Origin of the sequence: Corynebacterium sp., assembly GCF_043426755.1 — a bacterium.
In the GTDB taxonomy this organism is placed as follows: Bacteria; Actinomycetota; Actinomycetes; order Mycobacteriales; family Mycobacteriaceae; genus Corynebacterium.
Map to the genome: position 1 here is coordinate 24,383 of NZ_JBHWRP010000039.1, position 23,887 is coordinate 48,269.

The 23,887-nt window shown below is 61.3% G+C and carries 20 protein-coding genes; 4 read left to right on the forward strand and 16 right to left on the reverse strand.

The genetic code is table 11. From position 1 onward, the window contains the following. Positions 1-38: 38 nt before the first annotated feature. The gene (dnaE, locus tag ACHFGA_RS03420; RefSeq protein ID WP_394281029.1) at positions 39-3,599 is read right to left on the reverse strand and encodes a DNA polymerase III subunit alpha; all 3,561 of its coding nucleotides are present in this window, start codon (positions 3,597-3,599) and stop codon (positions 39-41) included. A 22-nt stretch (positions 3,600-3,621) separates the two neighbouring features. Next, entirely contained in the window at positions 3,622-4,935 is a 1,314-nt protein-coding gene (locus ACHFGA_RS03425) for a hypothetical protein (protein WP_394281030.1), read from the reverse strand. A 47-nt stretch (positions 4,936-4,982) separates the two neighbouring features. On the opposite strand from ACHFGA_RS03425, the gene rarD reads away from it, so the two are divergent. Continuing rightward, positions 4,983-5,855 (forward strand): EamA family transporter RarD, encoded by an 873-nt coding sequence (gene rarD / locus ACHFGA_RS03430; RefSeq protein WP_394281083.1) that lies wholly within the window; start codon positions 4,983-4,985, stop codon positions 5,853-5,855. Here the strand turns inward: rarD and ACHFGA_RS03435 are convergent. The 3 genes from ACHFGA_RS03435 to lspA are packed head-to-tail and all read right to left on the reverse strand — an operon-like array spanning position 5,839 to position 7,870. Further along, positions 5,839-6,378: a hypothetical protein gene (locus ACHFGA_RS03435; protein WP_394281031.1), complete on the reverse strand. Its 540-nt coding sequence runs from the start codon at positions 6,376-6,378 to the stop codon at positions 5,839-5,841. The two genes, rarD and ACHFGA_RS03435, sit on opposite strands and share 17 nt — an antisense overlap. A gap of 26 nt (positions 6,379-6,404) precedes the next feature. Further along, a complete protein-coding gene (locus ACHFGA_RS03440; protein ID WP_394281084.1) occupies positions 6,405-7,283 on the reverse strand; it encodes an RluA family pseudouridine synthase in 879 nt (292 codons plus the stop codon). A gap of 44 nt (positions 7,284-7,327) precedes the next feature. Then, positions 7,328-7,870 (reverse strand): signal peptidase II, encoded by a 543-nt coding sequence (gene lspA / locus ACHFGA_RS03445; RefSeq protein ID WP_394281032.1) that lies wholly within the window; start codon positions 7,868-7,870, stop codon positions 7,328-7,330. Positions 7,871-7,925: 55 nt separating this feature from the next. Between lspA and ACHFGA_RS03450 the strand changes: the two genes are divergently transcribed. Both ACHFGA_RS03450 and ACHFGA_RS03455 read left to right on the forward strand, forming a co-directional pair. Beyond that, positions 7,926-8,864, forward strand: coding sequence for a DUF6263 family protein (locus tag ACHFGA_RS03450; RefSeq protein ID WP_394281033.1), 939 nt, complete (start codon positions 7,926-7,928; stop codon positions 8,862-8,864). A gap of 60 nt (positions 8,865-8,924) precedes the next feature. After that, the gene (locus ACHFGA_RS03455; RefSeq protein ID WP_394281034.1) at positions 8,925-10,619 is read left to right on the forward strand and encodes an ABC-F family ATP-binding cassette domain-containing protein; all 1,695 of its coding nucleotides are present in this window, start codon (positions 8,925-8,927) and stop codon (positions 10,617-10,619) included. Here ACHFGA_RS03455 and ACHFGA_RS03460 read toward each other — a convergent pair whose 3' ends face one another. Beyond that, the gene (locus ACHFGA_RS03460; protein ID WP_394281035.1) at positions 10,620-11,291 is read right to left on the reverse strand and encodes a hypothetical protein; all 672 of its coding nucleotides are present in this window, start codon (positions 11,289-11,291) and stop codon (positions 10,620-10,622) included. It abuts the gene before it with no gap. A gap of 85 nt (positions 11,292-11,376) precedes the next feature. Between ACHFGA_RS03460 and ACHFGA_RS03465 the strand changes: the two genes are divergently transcribed. After that, on the forward strand, positions 11,377-12,324 hold the full coding sequence (locus tag ACHFGA_RS03465) for an asparaginase (protein ID WP_394281036.1): 948 nt from the start codon (positions 11,377-11,379) through the stop codon (positions 12,322-12,324). A gap of 29 nt (positions 12,325-12,353) precedes the next feature. On the opposite strand, the gene ACHFGA_RS03470 is transcribed toward ACHFGA_RS03465, so the two are convergent. The 10 genes from ACHFGA_RS03470 to ACHFGA_RS03515 form a co-directional block, all read right to left on the reverse strand. Further along, the gene (locus ACHFGA_RS03470; RefSeq protein WP_394281037.1) at positions 12,354-13,742 is read right to left on the reverse strand and encodes a DNA polymerase IV; all 1,389 of its coding nucleotides are present in this window, start codon (positions 13,740-13,742) and stop codon (positions 12,354-12,356) included. A gap of 17 nt (positions 13,743-13,759) precedes the next feature. After that, a complete protein-coding gene (locus ACHFGA_RS03475) occupies positions 13,760-14,590 on the reverse strand; it encodes a DMT family transporter (protein WP_394281038.1) in 831 nt (276 codons plus the stop codon). After that, positions 14,590-17,778 (reverse strand): isoleucine--tRNA ligase, encoded by a 3,189-nt coding sequence (ileS, locus tag ACHFGA_RS03480; protein WP_394281039.1) that lies wholly within the window; start codon positions 17,776-17,778, stop codon positions 14,590-14,592. Before ileS ends, ACHFGA_RS03475 begins: the two co-directional genes overlap by 1 nt. A gap of 302 nt (positions 17,779-18,080) precedes the next feature. After that, the gene (locus ACHFGA_RS03485; protein WP_394281040.1) at positions 18,081-19,103 is read right to left on the reverse strand and encodes a DivIVA domain-containing protein; all 1,023 of its coding nucleotides are present in this window, start codon (positions 19,101-19,103) and stop codon (positions 18,081-18,083) included. Positions 19,104-19,310: 207 nt separating this feature from the next. Continuing rightward, entirely contained in the window at positions 19,311-19,592 is a 282-nt protein-coding gene (locus tag ACHFGA_RS03490) for a YggT family protein (protein WP_394281085.1), read from the reverse strand. A gap of 139 nt (positions 19,593-19,731) precedes the next feature. After that, the gene (locus ACHFGA_RS03495) at positions 19,732-20,217 is read right to left on the reverse strand and encodes a cell division protein SepF (protein WP_394281041.1); all 486 of its coding nucleotides are present in this window, start codon (positions 20,215-20,217) and stop codon (positions 19,732-19,734) included. A gap of 72 nt (positions 20,218-20,289) precedes the next feature. Continuing rightward, a complete protein-coding gene (locus tag ACHFGA_RS03500) occupies positions 20,290-21,012 on the reverse strand; it encodes a YggS family pyridoxal phosphate-dependent enzyme (RefSeq protein WP_394281042.1) in 723 nt (240 codons plus the stop codon). Further along, positions 21,013-21,744 (reverse strand): peptidoglycan editing factor PgeF, encoded by a 732-nt coding sequence (gene pgeF / locus ACHFGA_RS03505; protein ID WP_394281043.1) that lies wholly within the window; start codon positions 21,742-21,744, stop codon positions 21,013-21,015. It abuts the gene before it with no gap. Positions 21,745-21,792: 48 nt separating this feature from the next. Then, positions 21,793-23,031 carry a cell division protein FtsZ gene (gene ftsZ / locus ACHFGA_RS03510; protein ID WP_394281044.1) on the reverse strand — a complete coding sequence of 413 codons (1,239 nt, stop codon included), beginning with the start codon at positions 23,029-23,031 and terminating at the stop codon, positions 21,793-21,795. A gap of 165 nt (positions 23,032-23,196) precedes the next feature. Further along, a complete protein-coding gene (locus ACHFGA_RS03515) occupies positions 23,197-23,886 on the reverse strand; it encodes a cell division protein FtsQ/DivIB (protein ID WP_394281045.1) in 690 nt (229 codons plus the stop codon). Position 23,887: the final 1 nt, after the last annotated feature.

The window sequence follows — 23,887 nt, forward strand, 5'->3', positions numbered from 1 at the left end:
ATCGCGGAATTAAATTCACGCGACCGCGCCGCCAGGTACTAACCCAGGATGCCGGCACCCATGGTCGCCTTCAGGTCACCCATCAGGTTGCCGGAACGTTCGACACGCAAATGGTCACCCAGCACAAGCAGCTGGCTCTCATCGCCGTTGACCAAGTTGAGGTAAACATCAGACTCACCTGGATTGTTGACCAGCACGTTCTTCAGCTTCGTAATGTTGTCCATCGTGCACTGTTCCGTGCGCATCGTCAGGCGCAACGGCAGGCCGGCACCGTTGCCGGGCCCGAGCTCAGGGATTCGCACATCGTCGCCGAAAATGCTCATGCGCTCATCACGGATAGAGATGTGCGCGGACACCAGGATGATATTGTCCTCCACGATCTGAGGGGCAACCATCGAGTAGACCTTGTTGAACAGCAACACCTCCACCTGGGCACCGTGGTGATCCTCAAGGGTCACAATCGCCCACGGGGAACCGTCCTTCTTGGAAAAACGCCGGTCCACCGCAGAGATGATGCCGCCGATGACCACCTCGGTGCCGTGGCGCATCTCCCCGGACAGGATCTGCGTCAGCGGGGTATCCGTCTGGGCATCAATCGCTTCTTCGAAACCATCCAGCGGGTGGCCCGAGACATACATGCCCAGCATCTCCCGCTCGAGCGCCAGCTTGTGCTTACGGTCCCACTCGTCCTCAGGCACCTCAATGGCAAAAGCGTTGACGGCCTCATCGGATTCTCCGCCCAGGCCCGCAAAGAGATCGAATTGGCCCTTGTCGGCGGCCTTCTTCGTCGTTAAGACCGAGTCCACCGCATCTTCTTGGACCAACATCAAGCCCTTGCGCGCATGGCCCAAAGAGTCGAAAGCGCCGGCCTTGATCAGCGATTCCGTGATGCGCTTGTTGCACGGCAGCAGATCGATCTTGTCCAGGTAATCGGAAAAGGAGGTGAAATCTCCCTTCGTGCGGCGCGACTCCTTGATGGAATCCACCACTTCCCTACCCACGTTGCGCACCGCGGCTAGGCCGTAGCGGATGTCCTTGCCGACAGCCATGAAGTCCTCTTCGGACTCATTGATGTCCGGCTGCAGCACGCGGATGCCTAGGTGGCGGCAGTCCGACAGATAGATGGCGGACTTATCCTTCTTGTCACCCACAGAGGTGAGCAGGGCGGCCATGTACTCCGCGGTGTAGTTCGCTTTCATGTAGGCGGTCCAGTAGGAGACCAGCGCGTAGCCGGCGGCGTGGGACTTGTTAAACGCGTAGGAAGCAAAGGGCTCGATCGTTCCCCACAGCGCGTCCATCGCATCCTTGGAGTAGCCGTTATCCTGCATGCCGGACCAGAACTTCTCGTACTGCGCCGCGAGCACCTCAGGCTTCTTCTTACCCATGGCCTTACGGAAACCGTCTGCTTCACCGGCGGTGTAGTTGGCCACCTTGCGGGAGATCTCCATGATCTGCTCCTGGTACACGATCAGGCCATAGGTCTCATCTAGGATTTCACGCAGCGGTTCCTCAAGTTCCGGGTGAATAGGGGTGATCTGCTGCCGGCCATTCTTGCGGTCGGCATAGTTCCAGTGTGCGTTCACACCCATGGGGCCTGGGCGGTACAGGGCCAAGGAGGCCACAATATCGTTGAAGCCGGTCGGCCTCATCCGCTTGAGCAGCTCCTGCATGCCGCCGCCGTCCAGCTGGAACACGCCCAAGGTCTCGCCGCGACTGAGCAGCTCATAGACAGCCGGGTCATCGGTGTCCAAAGCTTCCAGATCAATGGTTTCGCCGCGGTTCTTCTTCACGTTCTCCACCGCGTCGCCCAACACGGTCAGGTTGCGCAGGCCCAGGAAGTCCATCTTCAGCAGACCGATATCCTCACATGCTGGGTAGTCCCAGCCGGTGATGATCGCGCCGTCAGCAGGCCGCTTCCACATCGGGATGCAATCCATCAACGGCACCGATGCCATAATCACCGCACACGCGTGCACGCCTGCCTGGCGGACCACGCCTTCGAGGCCGCGGGCAGTCTCGTAGATCTTAGCCACGTCAGGGTCGGTCTCAATCATGGTGCGGACCTCGGTGGCCTCGCCGTAGCGCTCGTGCTCCGGGTCAGTGATACCTGAAAGAGGAATATCCTTCGCCATCACAGCAGGTGGCAGCGCGCCATTAATCCGGTCAGCCATGGAGAAACCAGGCTGGCCGAAGTTCACCTTGGCGGCGTCCTTAATGGCCTGCTTCGTCTTCACGGTGCCGAAAGTGATCACCTGGGCGATCTTGTCCTCACCCCAACGCTCGGCGGCGTAGGTGATCATCTCGCCGCGGCGGCGATCGTCAAAGTCAATATCAATATCCGGTGCGGATGGACGCTCCGGGTTCAAGAACCTCTCAAACAGCAGACCGTGTTCCATCGGGTCGATATTCGTAATGGTCAGGGCGTACGCCACCAAGGAACCAGCCGCCGAACCACGGCCCGGACCCACGCGAATGCCGATGGAGCGGGCGTGCTTGATAATTTCCGCGACGATCAGGAAGTAGGACGGGTAACCCTTGACATCGATGACCTCGATCTCATATTTCGCGCGGTCAATATATTCCTGCGGCACCTCCGCACCGTCGAAACGGTCCTCCAGGCCACGCATGACTTCCTCGGTCAGCCAGGTGGTTGGGGTGTGGCCCTCGGGCACATCCGCCACCGGCATGCGGTCCAGCGGGTGCTCTTCCCAGATCTCGTCGTAAGGCTGGACGCGCTCGGCGATCCACAGCGTGTTGTCGCAGGCATCGGGGATGTCGTCGTCGAAAAGATCGCGCATCTGCTCGGCAGACTTGATGTAGTAGCCGGTGCCGTCGAACTTGAAACGGTCTGGGTCCAGCAGCGTCTTGCCGGTCTGCACGCACAGCATCGCCTCGTGTGAAGGGGCCTGGGATTCCAGCACGTAGTGGCAGTCATTGGTGGCCAGTGCGGGAAGTTCCAGCATCTTGCCGATACGCAGTAGATCATCGCGCACGCGCTTCTCGATGGACAAACCGTGGTCCATCACTTCCAAGAAGTAATTGTCCTTACCGTAGATGTCCTGCCACATCGCGGCGGCCTCGAGTGCTTCGTCGAACTGGCCGAGGCGCAGGCGGGTCTGCACGTCCCCCGACGGGCACCCGGTGGTGGCGATGATGCCGTCGGCGTGCTCGGCGATCAGCTCATAGTCCATGCGCGGCCACTTACCCAGCTGGCCTTCGTAGGATGCCAACGACGAAAGCTTGAACAGGTTACGCAGGCCCGTCACATTTTCCGCGACCATCGTCTGGTGTAGGTAGGCGCCGGATGCGGAGACGTCATCACGCTTCTGGTCAGGCGTACCCCAGGTCACGCGCTTCTTGTTGAAGCGGGACTCCGGGGCCATGTAGGCCTCGATACCGATGATCGGTTTCACGCCGGCCTTCGTCATCGCCTTATAAAAGGCATCAGAGCCGAACATGTTGCCGTGGTCCGTCATGCCTACCGCGGGCATGCCTTGGCGCACGACCTCGTCGGCAAGCATATCCACCTTGCACATGCCGTCCAGCATGGAAAATTCGGTGTGATTGTGCAGGTGAACAAACGAGGATTTTTTGGCCATGCTGGCTAGTGTAGCCCAGCTGTCAACGCCCCTTGTCGGCTACTCGTCCGCAGTGCAGGGCGTTGGCCAACACGATGCCGCGATTGTTCACCGTGTCATAACAATCGATCTCGCCTGCACGTTTATGGTCGCCTTGGTGCAGGTCAGGACGTTCCAGGCGCAGGAACGCGTCGATGTCCGCCTCTTCAGCCAGATCCGGCAAGGGATAGGACATCAGGTAGGCGATGCCGTGGCGGGGTTCAGGCACGGGAGGTGCTTTACGACGACGGTCTGTGGGAAATGTGCGGTCATCAATGATCACTTCTGCGCGGGTTTCTGGGTCTGGCGCTGCCAGGATGCGGATGGTGCCCGGAAGCTGCGGCGCCTTATCGACGACCATCCGGTTGCGGCTGGCATTATCGCGGTCGGTGAGCTCCTCCACACTCATGCCGGTCGCGCCAGCAAGCATGAGCGACCAGGCATCGCCTGAATCCATCTCTGTGATGAAGTCCACGTTTAATCCGCGGGCCGAATTCCCCAAAGCGATGGTGCGCAGCAGCGACGTCACACCACTGCCCTTCTCCCCGTACACGACGGTGACGGTTCCGGTGCGCAGCCGGCCAAACTTCTTATCCATCCGGTGCATCCCCCACGTGGTGGGCGCGGGCCGCTCCACCCCGAGCAGGTGGGCCAGCATGCGTCCGGTATCGCCGGAGAACTCCATCTCTGTGGCGGAGGTGGGGCAATTGAGCAGCGCCAGCTCTAAATCGGCGGGGTCATGGTGCTGACCTGCCCAGGTGTAGAGCACCTCAATGTAGTGGGAGTAGCTGGCCGTGTTCCACGGGCCGACGGGATCAATGTCCACGCCCGCGCGGTTGAGGTTGGTGGCCACCTGGCTGTCCAACACGAAAGCCTCTGGAGTGACCGCCGCGAGGTAGCGGGTGAACATAGCCGGGCCAATGTGGGAGAAATTATTGCGCGAGCCGGTGCGGAACAAGGTGTAGGCGGCGGCGACGTCCTCATTGGCGGTCGCGGCGATCTCACGCAGTTTCTCCTGCGCCTCCGGGGTGGCGATCGAGCGCAGGCGCTGCTTCGCACCGCGCAAAGACGAGCCCGAGTTGGCCGCGATGACCTGCACCATCAGCAAGGTTGCGGCGGCGGGGTCGGTCGCGGCCTCGCCTGCGGCTTCCACCATCTCTGCCTCGATGATGGTGGTGTGTTCCAGCGTAATATCCAGGCCCACGGAGGTTAGCATCTTGTTCATCCCGGCGCGGTTGATGGGATAAGACTCAGCCCAGGGGGTGCGCCCGATATGGATGGCTAGCCAGACAGGGAGGGTAGGAATCTGCTCATTCACACCGAATCATCGTAGCGGGGCGAGCAAACCAGGTATTGTCCGACCTTGTGATCTATGGACTGTTCGCCTATTTAACGTGGGGCCTGTTCCCCGCTTTCTTCCCGCTTCTCAAACCTGCCGGGCCGGTGGAGATTTTGGCCCACCGCGTGGTCTGGACCGCGGTGTTGATGGTCGTGGTTCTCACCATCACGCGCCGTTGGGGTGAGCTGCGCCAGGCGGGTGGGCGGCAGTGGTTATTGATCGCCTTGTCAGGCGCATTGATCACGGCGAACTGGGGGATCTATGTCTTGGCGGTCAATTCTGGCAACGTGGCCGATGCCGCGCTGGGCTACTTCATCAACCCACTGTTTTCCGTGTTGCTGGGTGTGATCTTCTTGAAGGAGCGCCTGCGCAAGTGGCAAGTTTTTGCGGTAGGTATTGCGGCACTGGGAGTGATTTGGCTCCTTGTCTTTTCGGCGCAGCCGCCGATTATGGCGTTGGGGATGACGGTCACGTTCGGCCTATATGGCCTGGCGAAGAAGCGCGTGAAGATCTCGGCGCAGGCCTCGCTTGCCGGAGAGACGCTGGCGATGTTTCCGCTGGCGGCAGGTTTTCTGATCTGGCTGGAGGCCACCGGGCGTGGTACTGCCATGTCCGAGGGTCCAGTCCACGCTTTGCTGCTTGTCACCTCTGGCCTGGTCACGGCGATCCCGCTGCTGCTCTACGGTGCGGGCGCGAAGCACTTGAACCTGACCACGCTGGGAATGCTGCAGTACATTACGCCGACGATGCAGATGCTGTGGGCTCTCTTCGTCACCCAGGAGCACCTGTCTACGTCTAGGTGGGTGGGTTTCATCATCATTTGGGTCGCGGTGGCCATCTACCTGTGGGATATTCTGCGTTTCGGCAGACAGCGACGAGCGGCTACTCAGGCACAATGACCGGCGAGACGCCGAACCTGCCCCACTGCGCGTCTGCTGGAAGCGCCTCGACGGCGGCCACCTGAGGATCGTCGTCAAGCGCACGGAGGATCTCTGGGTGATCCCACACCACGACAGCGTTCAGGGTGTCGATGGGCCCAGGCATGGGGACATCCTCAAGTGCTGCGGCCACGCGATCTAGTTCACGCGCGTAGACATCAGAGCGGTCCTCACCATCGACGGGTTCTGGAAGTGGGCGCAGCTGGACTCCAGCGATCATCATGGCGTTGACTCGGCCGACCGGCTCGGTCACTTCGCCAGCTGGCTCAGCTTCGAGAGGTTCGGTGAAGGTGACTAGTGCGAAATGGTGCGCGCTCTCGTCGTTAAGCGCGCTCAGTGATTCGTCGGCACGCGCGGCGTAGTCCGTGAAGCTCTCCCCTTGCTCCATGCCGAGGCTGTCGCCGTTGATCGGAGGCGGTGGGTCAGAGCGCATGCCGAGGATCACGACGAGGCCCACCAACACCACGATGCTTATGGCTGCCACGACGGCACGGCCTTTGTCGAAACGTGTCATCCGCGCATCACGTCAAGGGCGGATTGGAGGTCATCCGGGTATGGGGATTCAACTTCCATCCACTTGCCCGTACGCGGGTGGTGAAAACCGAGACGCACCGCGTGCAACCACTGGCGGTTAAGCCCCAGGCGCTTGCCCAGGTTCGGGTCGGAGCCGTACATCGGGTCGCCGCAACACGGGTGGCCCAGCGCGGACATGTGCACGCGGATCTGGTGCGTCCGGCCTGTTTCCAGCGAGACCTCGACCAGGCTGCACTCCCGGAACGCTTCGATGACTTCGTAGTGGGTGATGGCCTGCTTGCCATCAGATGTCACGGCGAACTTCCACCCGGCGGAAGGGTGGCGCCCAATCGGTGCGTCGATCGTGCCGACGAGCGGATCTGGCAGCCCCTGCACCATCGCGTGGTAGGTCTTTTTCACCTGGCGTTCCTTGAACGCCCGCTTCAACACGGAGTAGCCCGGCTCGCTGGCGGCTACCACCATCACGCCCGAGGTGCCCACGTCAAGACGCTGAACGATACCTTTGCGCTCCGGCGGGCCAGAGGTAGAGATGCGAAAACCTGCGGCCGCTAGACCGCCGACCACCGTGGGCCCCTCCCACCCCACCGTCGGGTGCGCGGCGACGCCGACGGGCTTGTTCACGGCAATCACATCGCGGTCCGAATACAAGATGTCCAGGCCCGGGACTAACTCTTCCTTCGGCATGGGTGGGCCCTGGGGCTCAGGCAAGGTGACCTCAAGACGAGCACCTTCCACAAGGCGATCAGATTTGGAGACGGTGTGGCCGTCGACAAGCGCCTCCCCGGTCGTCGCCAGCTCAGCGGCGACCGTGCGCGAAATGCCGAACAACTTGGCCAGGGCCGCGTCCACGCGCATGCCGGCCAATCCCTCAGGTACTGGAAGGCTTCGGAAATCCCCCGTCACTGGGCATCATCTTCCTTAACTTCCTGCTTGTCCGTTTTCTCTGAATCGTCCAGGAAGACGGCGATGACGAAGACGACCACCCCCACCGTGATCGAGGCATCCGCCAAGTTGAACACGGCGAAGTTGCCCACAGAGATGTAATCGACGACATGCCCGAACCAGAAGCCTGGTTCGCGGAAAAGCCTGTCGCACAAGTTACCCAGCGCGCCGCCGGCGATCAGCGCGATTCCCACCGCGTACCACGGCTGGCGGATAAAGAACGCAGCGATCAACGCGCCAACGACGAACACCAGCTGAATCGTGGTGAACAGCCAGGTAGAGTCCTGCCCCATAGAAAAGGCGGCACCGGGATTAAACAGGAGGTAGAAACGGAACCAGTCACCAATCACGGCGACGGCTTCGCCGGGTTCCAGCCAGTTCAGCATGAACTGCTTCACGGCTTGGTCGATCAGGGCCACGACGACGATGATCGCCACCATCAGGCCAACGTAATTGCGCTCCCGCTTCTTTCTTTGAGATGTCCTGTCCACTTGCACCATTGTTCACTACCTTAGTACCCAAAAGCTAGTTTGCCCCGTGAGGTAGTTTGTTGGTGTGAGTATTCGTCTTAAAGCACCCGCCCTCCTCCTTCCGGTCGCGCTCGCCTCCACACTGGCGGCCTGCTCCGGGGAACCCGACCCCGTCGCCGAGGTTCCCGCCTTCCCCGTGGACGTGGCACGGGTGGAAGTTGTTGAACCGGGCACGGATCCGCAGGTGCTTTCCTACAATGACGTGGGCGAGGAGGAGGAATCGTCGACACGCAGCGTGACCACCGAGACCGGGTTCGACCAGAACGTGGTCGCTTCCGACGCGGTGGATCCTGCCGCCCAGCCCCTCTCCGAGACGGATTCGCTGACCCTGCCGCTTGAGGTGCGCACGCTCGAAGCGCCGGCGGCCGGAGAAGGTGAGCTCGATGCGTCCCGGCGCGTAGAGCTGCGTGTTGCCGACGATGTCTCCGCGGACTTGGCATCTGCCACCGGTTTCTTGTCCGTGTGGCGCGCAGCGGATGACGGACGGGTCAGCACGGTAAAGCTCTTGGCGCCCGAAGAGGCCACGGAGGATGCGCGTGCCACCGTGGAGTCGGCACTGATGTCCGTCCTGTCCAGCACGGTGATCTTCCCCAGCGACGCCGTCGGGGTCGGCGGTTCCTGGACCGTGGAATCGCGCGTGACAGGTGGCTCGACGATGTTGCGCACCACAACATATACGGTCACCGATATTCAGGACGACCAGGTGATGTTGGACGTGATCGTCGACCAGCGCCCCGCGCAGGAAACACTGAATTTTGATGCCGAGAGCGCCCCGGACTTGGCAGGACAATCCTTGACGGTGGAAAGTTCCGATACCGTCGCGGAGGGCTCCATCACCGTCGACCGCACCGAGGCCCTCCCCGTCGACGGAGCGGTGTCGGCCTCAACGCGCATTGTCTACGCAGGCGCCGACGAGGATTTCCGTATCGTGCAGGACCACACCGAGACGGTGAACTGGTCATAGCCAGTTGCGGCGCAGAGTAGAATGGATGTAGTTATTGTTCATTCTGCTAGGAGGCCCCCCATGGTCGCATCGCTGCACTTCAATATCGATGGAGTCTCATTTTCTTATCCTGGGGGCCACCGCGTACTCACGGATATCTCTTTCGCCGCCCCCTCCGGTTCCGTCACCGGCTTGATCGGAGAAAATGGCGCGGGCAAGTCGACACTTTTGTCGCTGATTTCCGGCGACTTGGAGCCGGACGTTGGCCAGATCATCACTCCCCCGGTCACCGGCTTCATCGCCCAAGAGACCGAACTGCCTTTTACCGCGCCCGCGCAGGCGCTTATCGACGATGCCGTGGCAGAGCTGCGCGCCGTCGAACAGGCCATCACTGACCTTTCCCAGGCGATGGTGGACACGCCCGAAGACACTTCGGTGGCAGAGAAGTTTGACCTTGCCCTGGCACGTGCTGAGTCCTCCGGGGTATGGGAACTGGATGCGCGTGTCAGCACCGTGCTGGCCGGGCTGGGTCTGGCGAACGTGGATCTTGCAACGCCTCTTGGTGAGATGAGCGGTGGGCAGCGTCGTCGTTTTGCGCTGGCCACCCTTTTGCTGCGCCCGGTGGATGGCATGGTGTTGGACGAGCCAACCAACCATCTAGACGATGAGGCGGTGGACTTTCTGGTCGCTGAACTGGAGGCCTTCCAGGGGCCAGTGCTGGTGGCCAGCCATGATCGCTATTTCTTGGATACCGCCTGCGATGGGATCGTCGATCTGGATCCAGGCTTGGGACCCGAGGGTGGATTTGGTGAGGAGACCCGCCAGGGCAACCGTTTCACCGGCTCTTTCTCTGACTATTTGAAGGCGCGCGAGGCCCGCCGCAACCGGTGGATCAGCGACTATAACGCCCAGGAGCAGGAGCGTGCCCGGTTGGAAAAGGCAGCCGAGCAAACCGAAGAGGACGTGTTCCATTCCCACGAGAACAAGACCGAGGTCCGCATGGCCGCCAAGTATTATGCCGACCGTGCCGCGAAAACTTTGGGCAACCGCACCCGTGGGGCAAAGAACCGGCTGGAGGATTTGGAGCGCAACCAGCTGCCCAAACCACCAGAGCCGCTGCGTTTCCACGGCATCCCAGAGCACACCGCAGCTAGCCTGGGCGAGCCGGCGGTCGCTGCTAAGGAGTTGGCCGTGGAGGACCGGCTGGCTCCACTGACCATCAAGGTCCAGCCCGGCGACCAGTTACTGGTGGAAGGCCCGAACGGTTCCGGCAAGTCCACCTTGTTGAAAATCCTCGACGTCCACCTCACCGACTACGAGGGCGAGCTGCGCATCCCCGAAGAAGTAACCGTCGCCCGCTTAGAGCAGGATGACGATTGGCAGGACCTGTCCATCACCGCCCAGCAGGCTTTCGAGGCGCGCGTTCCCGCCGGCACGCCGTCCCTGGTGGAGATGGGGCTCATGAAAGAAGAGCAGGTGACCAAACCGATCGCCGACCTCTCCTTGGGGCAGCGCCGCCGCGTCTCCCTGGGCATCATCTTGGCCTGCCCGCCGGATCTGCTGCTTCTCGACGAGCCCACCAACCACCTCTCCCTTGCCTTGGCGGAGGAATTGGAGCGAGCGCTGCTGGACTTTCCAGGTACTGTGATCATGACCAGCCACGATCGGTGGATTCGTCGTCGTTGGCGCCAGCGGATCGAGAAAAAAGAAGATCGCGCCACGATCCTCACGTTGGAGACCTTGTGGTCCGATGAGGTGTGGCGCGACAAACAGTAATTACTGCGCAGGTGCTTCCGCTGGGGCTTCGGCCGGTGCTGGCGCTGGTGCTGGAGCCTCAGGCGCAGGAGCCTCGACTGGCGCCTCCGGTGCTGGGGCCTCTGCTGGCGCAGGTGCCTCCTCGGGTGCTGCCGGTGCGCCGGCCTGGCACATCGCTGGGACCTGCTCCGGGGCCACCGTATTGGTGATCAGGGTGCACGCCCACGACTGGGACAGCTTCCAGTTGCCGTCTTCGTACACGAACTCAACGTTTTCTGCCAGCTGGGTCGGCTGATCAGGCTGAGTGAAATTAACCGTGGCCAGCACCGAGTTTGCGGAGTAGCCAGGCAGAACCGGATCGACGACCTGGAAGTCAGCACCGGATTCCTGCTTGGAAATCGTCATCGTGTCGAAGAGCTCGGGCGCGGTCTCACCGCTCTGGACGGTGTTTACGCGCTCTTCCATCGGCAGGTTTGGGTCGGTGGCTCGTGCCAGCACCTCATTGAGATCGGCCGCCGTCGGCAGTTCCGGAGCTGGGCTTTCCTGAGCTGCGGTGTCTTCGTTGGCGTCCGCGGTCGCGGTGGTTTCCGAGTTCGTCGACCCGTCGTTGGCTGCTTCATCGTTCGAGCACGATGCCATTGTCACGGCCACGCCAACGGTGGCGATGATTGCAGTGATCTTGTTGAGTTTCACAATTTCTCCTTGTGCGTTTCGGGCTACGGGGGTGGGACTCCGCACGCGTCAATACGCCTTCCCACGTTACCGTTTCGTAACTTCTATGCCAAAGAGCGACGCACTGTGGCAGGCTATTTCTATGCCTGATCCTTATGTTGCCGTCATCGCCACTGGTGGCACCATCGCCTCTACCGTCAGTGCGGAGGGCGCCCGCGTCCCCACGCTGTCCGGCGCAGACCTCATCAGGGCGTGCGGTACCAAGGTACCAACCCGCGTCATCGACACGGCTTCGCTGGATTCTTCCGCCATGGGCTTGCGCGATATCGACACGCTTGCCGACGAGGCCCAGCGCGCACTTTCCGACGAGCACTGCCGCGGCGTCGTGATCACCCATGGCACCGACTCCATGGCCGATACCGCCATCGCGCTCGACCTGATGCTTGACGACGATCGCCCTGTCGTTCTCACCGGCGCCCAAGAATCCGCTGACCATCCCGACGCGGATGGGCCGGCCAACCTGCGCGGCGCGATCGACCATGTGCCATCACCTACCGGCGTTGGCGTGCACGTCTTCTTCAACGGCCGCGCCTTACCTGCCCGCGGATTGCTGAAACAGCACACCTCTGACCACATTGCTTTTGCTCTGACTTCTGATGAGCCGCTGCGCCGCCCCTCCCCCATCGGCGTCTCTCCCCTTGAGGGCACGGATGTGGTGGTGGCCGCCGCGTGGCCCGGCGCGAGTGGAAAAGTGATTGATGCCATCGTCGATACGCGCCCAGACGGGATCGTCGTCGAGGCGCTTGGGTCTGGAAATGTTTCGGACGGCATGGGCGCGGCCCTCACGCGTGCGCTAGAGGCAGGGATTGCTGTGGTGATTACGACGCAGGTGCCGCGGGGTGCTGTGCAGTTTTCCTATGGTGGTGCCGGTGGAGGAAACACACTTGGCGCCCGCGGTGCCCTGCCAGCCGGGTGGCTTCGTGCTGGTCAAGCACGCATGGCGCTCATCGTTGCGCTGGCGGCGGACGCGGATCCGGCTACCCTCTTGGGTTGATTTTCTGCAGCTGCAGAATTCTGCCGGGGTTACTCCGCAGGTACCCAATCCTCCCAGGCGAGCGAGTCCACGGGGTCGGCGTGCTTCAGGTCGGGGTCGTCGACACGCAATGTTTTGATCCGCCCAGGGCCGGTCGCGCGTGTTTCAAAGCGGATGGTGACCCAGCCCAGACCGGAGCCTTGCACCCAGCCGTGCCCATACTCGGGGTGGTAGACATCCTGGGTGGCGCGCCATTGACCGGGCTGGTCGGCGGGGGTGATGTCCACTTCGATGGAATCTGTGCCGGCAGCGGCATGGTCACTGACACCTGTTTCATAGTCCGTGTCGACGGGCTGCGGGCGGACGATCTGCTGGTCCAATTCGGGGAAGAGCACGTGCTGCAGCCCATCTTCCAGGCCGGAGTAGCTCACCCCGACCAGCCTGATGGGGCCGACTTCGTCGGGGTAGCGCACCAGCCGGAAGGCGGTGGCCAGCAGAGTTTCGGCGTCGTCGGTGGCATAGGGCAGCGTGGCAGAGCGGGACTCAATGCGAAAGTCAGCCATGCGCAGCTTCACGCTGACGGTGCGGGCGCCGCGGCCATCCTTCAAGAGGCGCCGGTGGGCGTCCTGGGCTGCACGAGTCATCGCGGCATCGACCTCGGGCGGGGTGGTTAGGTCGTGCGGGTAGGTGTGCTCGGCAGAGATCTGCTTGGCTTCGGCACGTGGTGTGACAGGCCTGTCGTCGTGGCCGCGCGCCAAGGTCCACAATTGGCGGCCCACTGCCCCGCCGAGTGCGATCTCTACTTCCTTTTCGCTCAGATCGGCCAGGTCGCCGATGGTTTCTATCCCCATCGTGGATAGTTTGCCCTGGGTGACAGGGCCTACGCCCCACAGCTCTTTGGCGGGCAGGGCGTGCAAAGTTTCCAACTCGTGGTCCGGGTCAAGCACAAAGATCCCGTCGGGCTTTGCTAGTTCAGAGGCGATCTTGGCGTATTGCTTCCCGGACCCGGCGCCGATGGAGGCTGGCAGGCCGGTCTCGTTCTTGATGTCGGCGCGGACTTTTTCCGCCCAGTCGCGGACTTGGTCGACGGTGGCGTCGACAAGCTCGGGTGGCTCCATGAAGGCCTCGTCGATACTGAGCTGCTCGACCACGTCCACGTGCCTGCCTAATACCTCGAACACTCGGCGCGACGCAGTGGAGTAGACCGCGCGCCGTGGCGCGACGAGGACAACGCGCGGGCCGACGAGGCGAGCTGCGCGGTGGGTGGGTATGGCGGAGCGGGCCCCGTATTTGCGGGCTTCATAGCTGGCACCGGCAACGACTCCCCTGCCCGACACCCCGGCGACGAGTACTGGGCGGCCCTTGAGAGTGGGGCGGGTCAACTGTTCGCAGGACGCATAAAACGCGTCCATGTCGATGTGTAAAACCCAGCGGCGCATACCTCTACGGTACCCAGCTAAGGTCGTCTTAAAGCAACCGCGACCACAATCAACGCCATGCCGATCAGCTCCGCGAGGCTGAGCCACTGGGCCAACGCGACCGCACCAATGACCGCCGCGACCACCGGCAAGATCGCCTGCAGCACGGCGAAGTACGCGCGACCGACCTTGCGCAGAACGATCTGGTCGATCGAATAAGGCACCGCGGCCGACAACAGGCCCAGCCCAATTGCCAAACCAAAGGTGACCCCGGGGTGCTGCGTGACATCCGCGGGCCACAGCAACACCACAAGTGGCAGACCGATCACCGCCGCCCAGCTAAAACCAATGGCAGTGGAGGCACGCGAAGTTGCGGCGTCGCCGGCAATGCGGGAGCCAGCAACGATATAGCCAGCCCACAGTAGCCCGGCGGCCAGGGCCAGGATGATGCCGACGGCATCGGTTGCCCAGGTCGCACCAGAAATCACCAGAACGCCGGAACCCGCGAGCAGCAGCGCCACCCAGTCGCGCAGGCTGCGCGAGCCCAGCGCCGCCACTGCGATCGGGCCTAAGAACTCGATGGCGACGGCGGTACCCAGTGGGATGCGCGCGATGGCTTCGTAGAACGTCATGTTCATCGCCATGGTCACCACGCCATAGATCGCGGCGGCACGGCCGACCGGGCCCACGAAGTCCCGAATTTGCGGGCGATTAATCACCAGGAGGATCAAGGCCGCAGCACTCATGCGCATCCACGCCACCACCGTGGGCGGAAAAATGTCGAAGAGCCCCACCGCGATGGCCGCGCCCAGGTACATCGACGTACCTGAGACAACCATCAGCGCCGGGGCTGTCAGACGGTCACGCATTAGCCCTTCTTCTGCACTGTCGCGGTGACACCGTCCACAATGTCGTGCCCATCGGACACTGCATCAGTGGTCACGGTGAAGGAGGTGGACAGGGTCTCCGCCGCGATGTGATCAGCGTGGCGGTTGGCCCACTCCTCCTTCGCTGCAGGCACCGACAGCGTCGTCGTAATGCGATCCGATACCTCGAAGCCAGATGCCTTACGTGCGTCCTGAAGGCCACGGATGACGTCGGCTGCCCAGCCTTCAGCCTCCAGCTCCTCGGACACAGTCATGTCCAGGACGACGAGGCCCTCGGTGCCGTCGATCGCCGCAGTGGACTCTGGGTTCTCCGCCACGAGGCGCTCGGTGTACATCTCCGGGGTCAGGGTGATATCGCCGTCGACGATCACGTTCTCACCGTCGCGGGTGTAGTTGCCGGCTTTCACGTTCTTGATCGCGCGCTGGACATCCTTGCCCAGCGACGGTCCGGCTACCTTCGCGTTGACCACCACGTCGAAAGACCCGACCGCATCAACATCGTTGGTCAGCTCAACATCCTTGACGTTGACCTCGTCACGGATGATGCCCGTGTAACCGGCCAGCGTCTCTGCCTCGGGCAGGGCCACCGTCAACTTCGGCAGCGGCAGGCGGTTACGCAGCTTGTTGGCCTTGCGCACGGAGCTTGCCGACGAGCACACCGCGCGGGTTGCGTCCATCGCAGCGACCAGATCCGCATCCGCCGGGATGTTGCCCGCATCCGGGTAGTCAGCCAGGTGCACCGAACGCTCACCAGTGAGCCCGCGGTAGATCACCTCGGTGACATAAGGCAGCAGCGGCGCCGCCACGCGAGTGAGCACGTGTAACACGGTGTACAAGGTGTTGAATGCCTCTGGGTGTTCCTCTTGACCAGCCCAGAACCGGTCGCGGGAGCGGCGCACATACCAGTTGGTCAACGCGTCGGCGAACAGGCGTACCTTATCGCATGCCCCGGAGATATCGGTGGTCTCCAGTGCCTGATCCACGTCGACGACGAGGTCATGCAGCTTCGCCAGGATGTAGCGGTCCAGGATGTCCTCAGAGTCAGTGGAGAACTCCGCTTCCTGCGAGCTGTAGAGCTGCAGGAAGGTGTACGCGTTCCAGATCGGTAGCAGTGCCTGCCGCACGCCTTCGCGGATGCCCTGCTCGGTGACGATCAGGTTGCCGCCGCGCAGGATCGGTGAGGACATGAGGAACCAGCGCATCGCATCAGAACCGTCACGGTCGAAGACCTCATTGACGTTCGGGTAGTTGCCCTTGGACTTACTCATCTTCTGGCCATCGTCGCCAAGCACAATGCCATGGGCGACAACCTGCTTGAACGCCGGGCGGTCAAACAGTGCCGTGGACAAAACGTGCAGTAGGTAGAACCAGCCGCGGGACTGGCCGATGTACTCCACGATGAAGTCCGCCGGGTGGTGCTCGTCGAACCACTCCTTGTTCTCGAACGGGTAGTGGAACTGCGCAAAGGGCATCGAACCAGAGTCGAACCACACGTCCAGAACGTCGGGCACGCGGCGCATGGTGGACTTGCCCGTGGGGTCGTCCGGGTTCGGGCGGGTCAACTCGTCGATATATGGGCGGTGCAGCGATTCCGGGCGCACGCCGAAGTCGCGCTCCAGCTCGTCGAGGGAACCGTACACGTCGGTGCGTGGGTACTCCGGGTTGTCCGACTGCCACACCGGGATCGGGCTGCCCCAGTAGCGGGTACGCGAGATATTCCAGTCACGCGCATTTTCCAGCCACTTGCCGAACTGACCGTCGCGCACGTGCTCGGGGACCCACTCGATTTGCTCGTGGTTGAGCTCGACCATGCGGTCGCGGAACTCCGTGACCTTCACGAACCAAGATGGCAGCGCCATGTAGATCAGCGGCTCGCCGGAGCGCCAGGAGTGTGGGTAAGAGTGCACGATGGTCTGGTGGCGCAGCACACGCCCCTTGTCTTTGAGGTCGCGGATGATGTTCTTGTTCGCATCGAACACCAGCTGGCCCTCATACTCTGGCACCTGGGAGGTGAACTGGCCGTCCATATCCACCGGGATTACAAGGTCAATGCCGTACTTCTGGCAGGTCAGCATATCGTCCTCACCGAACGCAGGCGCCTGATGCACCACACCAGTACCGTCTTCAGTGGTGACATAGTCTGCCAGGATCACCTTGAAAGCGTTGGGCTGATCCGCGAAGTGATCAAAGATTGGGGCGTACTGCAGGCCCTCCAGCTCGGAGCCCTGGAAGGTTGCCACGGTCTGCGCGTCAGTGCCGAATTCCTTGGCATATGCGCCCACCAGTGCGGTTGCAAGAAGGAATCGCTTGCCGACGAAGTCCTCTGCCCCATCTTCGGCGACCTCCACCAGGGAGTACTCCACCTCTGGGTGCACCGCTAGTGCCAGGTTGGATGGCAGGGTCCACGGGGTGGTCGTCCACGCTAGCGCTGCCGCTTCGTGTAGTTCCTCGTTCTTGGCCCACGTGTCCGCACCTGCAGTGCCTTCCTCAGCACCCGTGAACGGCATGGTCACCGTGAGGGTGGGGTCCTGGCGTTCGCGGTAGGAATCGTCGAGACGCGTCTCCTGGTTCGACAGTGGGGTGTGCTCTGCCCACGAGTACGGTAGGACGCGGAAACCCTGGTAGATCAGGCCCTTATCGTAGAGTTCCTTGAACGCCCAGATGACAGACTCCATGTAGGTCAGGTCCATCGTCTTATAGCCGTTGTCGAAGTCGACCCAGCGGGCCTGACGGGTCACATACTCTTTCCACTCCTCGGTGTACTCCAGCACGGACTTAGCGCAGTATTCATTGAACTTGGCCAGACCCATGTCTTCGATCTCGCCCTTGTCCTTGATGCCCAGCTGCTTCTCTGCCTCCAGCTCGGCGGGCAGGCCGTGAGTATCCCAGCCGAAGACGCGTGGGACGTGGTAGCCCTTCATCGTGCGGTAGCGCGGGATGATGTCCTTGACGTAGCCCGTCAGCAGGTGGCCATAGTGAGGCAGACCGTTGGCAAAAGGAGGGCCGTCGTAGAAGACGAATTCCTCATTGTCCTTGCGGTTGTCCAAGGAGGCTTGGAAGGTGTTGTCCTCGCCCCAGTACTGGAGTACCTTCTCTTCCATTTCTGGAAATTTATTGCTTCCCCCGGTCATATCGACCTTGGGGTACACGCCACCGACGGGAGTATTCATCGATCGTCCTTTCTTCACACACAACAATGATGTCTGCAGGGACGCGACACGGGTCACGCGGTACCACCCTGCTTGAGCAACCTAGGTTGCCCCACTTCGTTTGTGGTGAAGAAGGTTGCGGTGCCTTCTATTCCCGTCCGGTTCTACTGGGCTGGTATGGCTGTTCTTCCGGAAGCACTCCCCGTTGATAGCGGATCATCGCGCGCTTCGGCACTGCTCGTGCGGTGCTTCGACAGAGGTTTACTATACACGAAGAAACCGCCCGGGCTCCCTTTCGGGGTCACGGGCGGTCCAACGTGAGTTTAGTTGTTGTCTGACTGGCCAGCGTCACCGTTAGGTGCCGAGGAGCCGCGGCTCTCCAGCTCCTCCAGCTGGGACTGCAGCAAGGTCTTCAGGCGAGTGCGGTACTCGCGCTCGAAGGTGCGCAGCTCGGAGATCCGGTTTTCCAGTGCGGCCTGCTGGCTCTTCACCGTCGCCATGATCTCAGTGTGCTTCTTCTCTGCGTCTGCCTGCAGCTGTGCAGCCTTCTCCTCCGCCTGGCGGATCTGCGCCTCGGCGCGGGAGTTGGCGTCGTTGGTGGTTTGTTCTGCCTTCTTCTCAGCATCAGAGATCAGGGTATTTGCCTTGGTCTCTGCTTCCTGAGTGCGGGTCTTTGCCTGCCTGTCAGCATCAGCCAGCTGCTTCTTGGAACGATCTTCCGCGTCCCTTAGCTGGGTATCCGCTGCCTGGCGTGCCTCGTCCAGCATGGACTTGGACTCTTCCTGAGCCTCAGAGGTCAGGCGGTCTGCCATCTCCTGGGCCATGCCCAGGACCTTTGCGGCCTGCAGGTGGGTATCGGCGGAAGCCGTTGCCTCGTTTGATGCGGCAGCGGCGACTGGTTGTTCCTGCTTCTCGGGTTCGGAAGGCCTTTCGGATGCGCGCTTATTTGCAGCCTCAGCGTCCTGGCGTGCCTGATCGGCAGCTACGCGGGCCTTCTTGGCATCAGTTTCCGCCTTGTTTTGGGCATCCTGTGCCTTCTTTAGCTTGGCCTCGTACTCCGCGCGTAGGTCGCCTTCGATTTGCTCGCGTAGAGCCCTTTCGTCGACCTTGTTGTCATTCGCCGTGGAACCAGCCTGCGCTGCAGGGGCGGCGGCACCGCCAGACCTCGCTTGGCCGTCCAGTTCCTCAACGCGGGCACGCAGGTCGTCGTTTTCATCCTGCAGTTGAGCCAAGGCCTCTTCGACCAAGTCCAAGAACTGGTCAACCTCGTCCTCGTTGTAACCGCGCTTGCCAATTGGTGGCTTGCTGAAAGCGACATTGTGCACGTCTGCTGGTGTCAGCGGCATTAGCGTTCCCTTCGAGTCAAATCTAAGCACCCACCGAAAGTGTGGGTATTTTATTGCATTGTAGTTAATTTATGTTCGTTACGCTTTACTACTCTAGTCAAGAATAGTCCTTCATGGCGAAACTACCACCCTCAATCTTTACCGGAGGGCTATATTTCTCTCCATTTATGCCCGATTTTCCACCGAATCACCCCCGGCTTAGGTGGATTAAAAGATGGCGACAATGACCACACTGAGAATCATCAGGACGAGGAACAGCACAATCACGCTCACGTCGAGGGCTACCCCACCCATGCGGATTGGTGGAATGATGCGCCTCAACGCCTTGATCGGTGGATCGGTGACCACGAAGAAGAATTCCGCGACCACCATGAACCACCGTGGGGGATCGAACTGTCGCGAGAAGGACTGGATCATCTCAATGATCAGTCGCACAATCACGATCAACGTATATAGACGCACCAAGGCGTACAGAATGGCTCCGAGCATGCTCACGGTGTTCTACCCTACCTATTTCCTCATTAAACGACTAACACCCCAGCCGCGTGGGCCTTCGTCGGAAAGCCCGGACAAAGCCTAACTACGGTGGGGTGTCTCTCGCGCGACCGCCAGGTCACACGCCCAAACGCTAGCGAAGATCCGCTGCTCGCTCGAGCTCGCTGGTCGAAATCTGTGCGTTCTCTGGCACGATCGCGAAGACGTAGCGGTCGGTGTCGGCGTACTTTGCCAGGTTGTGCATCTGGCCGCGCAGACCGAAGCATAGGCCTGCGGCGAAGTCGATCATGCGGGTGACGGACTTGCGATCCAGCTCGGTCAGGTCCATCACCACTGCGTCGCCGTCGCGAAATGGCTCACCGATATCCTTCGCGTCGTTATAAGAACGAGGCGTGACGACGACGGTCGCCGGCGTATAAGTACGTGGCTCGCGAGTGGAGATACGCTCCACACGCTCTGGGCGATCGTAAGAGTAGGTGCGCTCCGGTGCAGGTGCTGGTGCTGGCGAGTACGCGGAGGAGCCATCATCGCCGTAGCGTGGCTCGTCGTAGTAGGCGTCCTCTTCCGGGGTGTATGGCGCGAAGCCGAAAAATTCCTTGGCGTTCTTCACAAAAGACATGTGTTGTACTCCTCATTCTGACGTGCTGACCTGGCGGGTTCAACAAATAACACTGGTGTTCTTCTTGTGTATTTACACTAAGGGTCTTTGGCCAAACACCGCGGTTCCGACACGCACGGTATCCGTTCCGCACGCGATCGCCTGCTCAAAATCTCCACTCATGCCAGCAGACAACACAAGCCTGCGCCCCACCGACTCACCGAGACGATCAGCAAGCTCGCGGGCCTGCGTAAACACCGCCTCCGCGTCAGATTCGAGTGGCGGCACCACCATGATTCCTCCGAAGGTCAGGTTCTCGGCTTCCTCGACCTGGGCCGCAAGAGCGTCGACATCATCAAGGGCGACACCGCCACGTGTGGGATCGTTGTCCATCGATACCTGCACCAGGCACGGCAGCTGGCCTTCCGGACGATCCCCGCGTTCAATTGCAAGTCCCACTCCCCGATCGAGCCCCGCGGCCAGCCGCGGAGTGTCAACGGAGTGTACCTCGGCTGCCCAGCGCGCTACCGCGTTCGCCTTCTTGGTCTGGATTTGGCCGATCATTGCGATGGCAATACCACTTGTCGACGATTCGCCCGCCAATTCTTCGGCCTTCCCACGCGCCTCTTGCTCGCGGTTTTCCCCCACCAGGGTGACACCAAGCTCGCCTAAGATCCGAATATCCTCCACGGAATGGAATTTGGAGACCGGCAGCAGCGACACAGACCCTTTCTCACGGCCCGCAGCCTGCTCGGCGGCCCAGATCTGTTCACGCACCTGGTTGAGATTGTGCTCCAGTTCTTCACGACGGCTCATTTATGCATCCTTTCCTGTCAACCACACAATGCCCGCTTGACGCCCGGTTGTCCCCTCGCGGCGGTAGGAGAAAAAGTCTTCGTCAGTAATCGTGTCCCGGGGATCGGCATCGATATTGGTAATCCCCAGGCTCATCAGCTGGCGAACCAGGCCAGCGCGCACGTCTAGACTCGGAGTCCCCTTCTTCGTTTTCGTGCGCGACCCAGGCAGATGCTTTTCCACATCTGCTGCCATCTCCTCCGGCACCTCGTAGGACTCACCGGACGCAGCAGGCCCAAGTAGGACCTGGATTGACTGGGGCTGCGCACCGCGGGCAAGCATCTCTTTCACCGTTGCCGGGATGATTCCGTTGCGCGCACCCATCCGTCCTGCATGTGCCGCCGCAATCACGCCGTTGGTGTGGTCAGCGAGCAAGACCGGAACACAGTCGGCAACCAGTACGCCCAGAGCGAGCCCCGGAGTGGTGGTCACCACGGCATCGGTGGCCTCAACGGGTGCAGATTGCGGATTATCGACGAAGGCCACATTATTGGTGTGGAGCTGTTCCATCCACACGAAATTACCCGTATCAACACCGATAATCTCCGCGAGGCGGGACCGGTTCTGGGCGACGTCTTCGGGGCGGTCGCCGACGTGGCCGCCCAGGTTGAAAGAGGCATAGGGGGATTGCGAAACCCCGCCAGCTCGTGAGGTGAACACGAAGCGGACGGGGCGATCTTCTAGCTGCGACATACTCCATAGGTTAGCGCAGTCGCGCTGTGGCGCGACGAAGCGCAGAACCTAGCGCATGAAACTTGGCACATCCAAGTCATCATCGTCGTCGCGGTTGTCACGACGATCATCGTTGGAAGTAAACAGGCCGGTGCGGCGAGGTTCCGAACGCTGCGGCTCTGAACGCTGTGGTTCATAGCGGTGACGGGCGGCATAGCTATCTCCGCTGCGCTCGTCGTCACGCTCACGATCCTCGAACAGGGAGCCACGAGCAGCGGGTGCTGGGGTGGCGTCCTCCGACACGGGTGCCTGCTCTGGCTGCTGCTCCTGTGGCTGCTCCGAATCCTGTGGGAGAGCATTGGCCTTCTCATCGAAGCCGGTGGCGATGATGGTCACGCGAACCTCGTCGCCCAGGTTGTCGTCGATGATCGTACCGAAGATGATGTTGGCATCGTCGTCTGCCTTCTCCTCCACCACGGAAGCCGCGTTGTTGACTTCCATCAAGCCAAGGTCTGAGCCACCGGCTACAGAAATCAGCACGCCCTTCGCACCCTCCATGGAGGATTCCAGGAGTGGCGAGTTGATCGCCTGCAGGGTGGCATCCATGACGCGGTCGTCGCCGTTGGCGGAACCGACACCCATCAGTGCGGAGCCTGCATCAGCCATGACAGAACGCACGTCGGCGAAGTCAACGTTGATCATGCCCGGGATGGTGATCAGGTTGGTAATGCCCTGCACACCGTTGTAGAGCACTTCGTCGGCTGCGCGGAAGGCTTCCATCATGGACAGGTCGCCGTCGGCAAGCTGCAGCAGACGGTCATTCGGGATAACGATGACGGTGTCGCAGACTTCCTTGAGTCGCTCAATACCCTCGAGTGCCTGGCGGGTGCGTCGCTTGCCTTCGAAGGAGAATGGGCGAGTCACCACGCCGATCGTGAGCGCGCCCATCTTCTTAGCAATGCCGGCAACAACCGGGGCGGCACCCGTGCCGGTGCCGCCACCCTCGCCAGCGGTGACGAAGACCATGTCGGAGCCCTTGAGGGACTCTTCGATCTCGCTCTTATGGTCGTCGGCAGAGGTGCGACCTACCTCGGGATTCGCGCCGGCGCCAAGACCACGGGTAGCTTCGCGGCCGATGTCGAGCTTTGTGTCTGCATCAGTAAACAGCAGGGCCTGACTATCCGTGTTGATGGCGACGAATTCGACGCCCTTCAGGCCTTCTTCGATCATGCGGTTGACCGCGTTGACGCCACCGCCGCCGACACCGACGACGCGGATCATGGCGAGGTAGTTGTTAGGAGAGGTCATGGGTGAGGCTCGCCTTTCAATTAATCATGGGGAATATGTTCGCTTCAAGTGCTTGCTATCCATCATGGGTTAAATCAGGCCGAAAAGGTGGTTGATTTTCGCGGCGTGTCGGCACCCTCAACCTTTACTTTAGGGTTATGGCCTGGGGTTTTGCCGACACTCGCGCTAGCTGACGGCCACTTGGCTCGGGTTAGAAATATCAAAGCGCTGGCCTTCGCGTTTCAGGACAGTGTCCAGCGCAAGTGACTTATCGTGGTTGTGTTCAGCGGCGCCCCACACCACCAGACGATCATCATTGAGCTCCAGCTCAAAGTTGTACGGATCTTTTGCGTTGATCGCTTCGACTTCTAGGCGAAGTTCTTCGGGAATGGATGCCGCAATATCCACTGCGTTTTTCCGAGCCGCCTCGTCGTCACGCGCATCGCCCACGATCTCAAGGGCCTCCGCCGGTGGCTGATCGATCGCAAACGCAGCACCTTCAGCGTTGATCAGGTGCACGCCGTCGCCTTCTTCGACGTATGCGACGGCTTCGTGCTCGGTGATGCTGATATTTAGGGATGAGGGCCAGCCCCGCGTCACAGTCACCGACTTCACCCACGGCAAACCGGCCACGCCCTGTGCGGCGGATCCAACGTCGGCACGCGCCAAGTTGGACCCCTCAGGCACTCCCGCTGCCTCAATGACCTGCTCAGGCGCGATGTGGGAATTGCCCTCCACGTTGTAGTTGCGCACCGAAAAAAGCGGAGTGGCCAAGACCACGATGGCAGCGATGATCGCGACGAGCACCACGGTAGCCAGTCCGATCCATAGCGGTCTGCGGTTCGGCCTTTCGTCAGTGTTTAAGGCAGTAGTCACT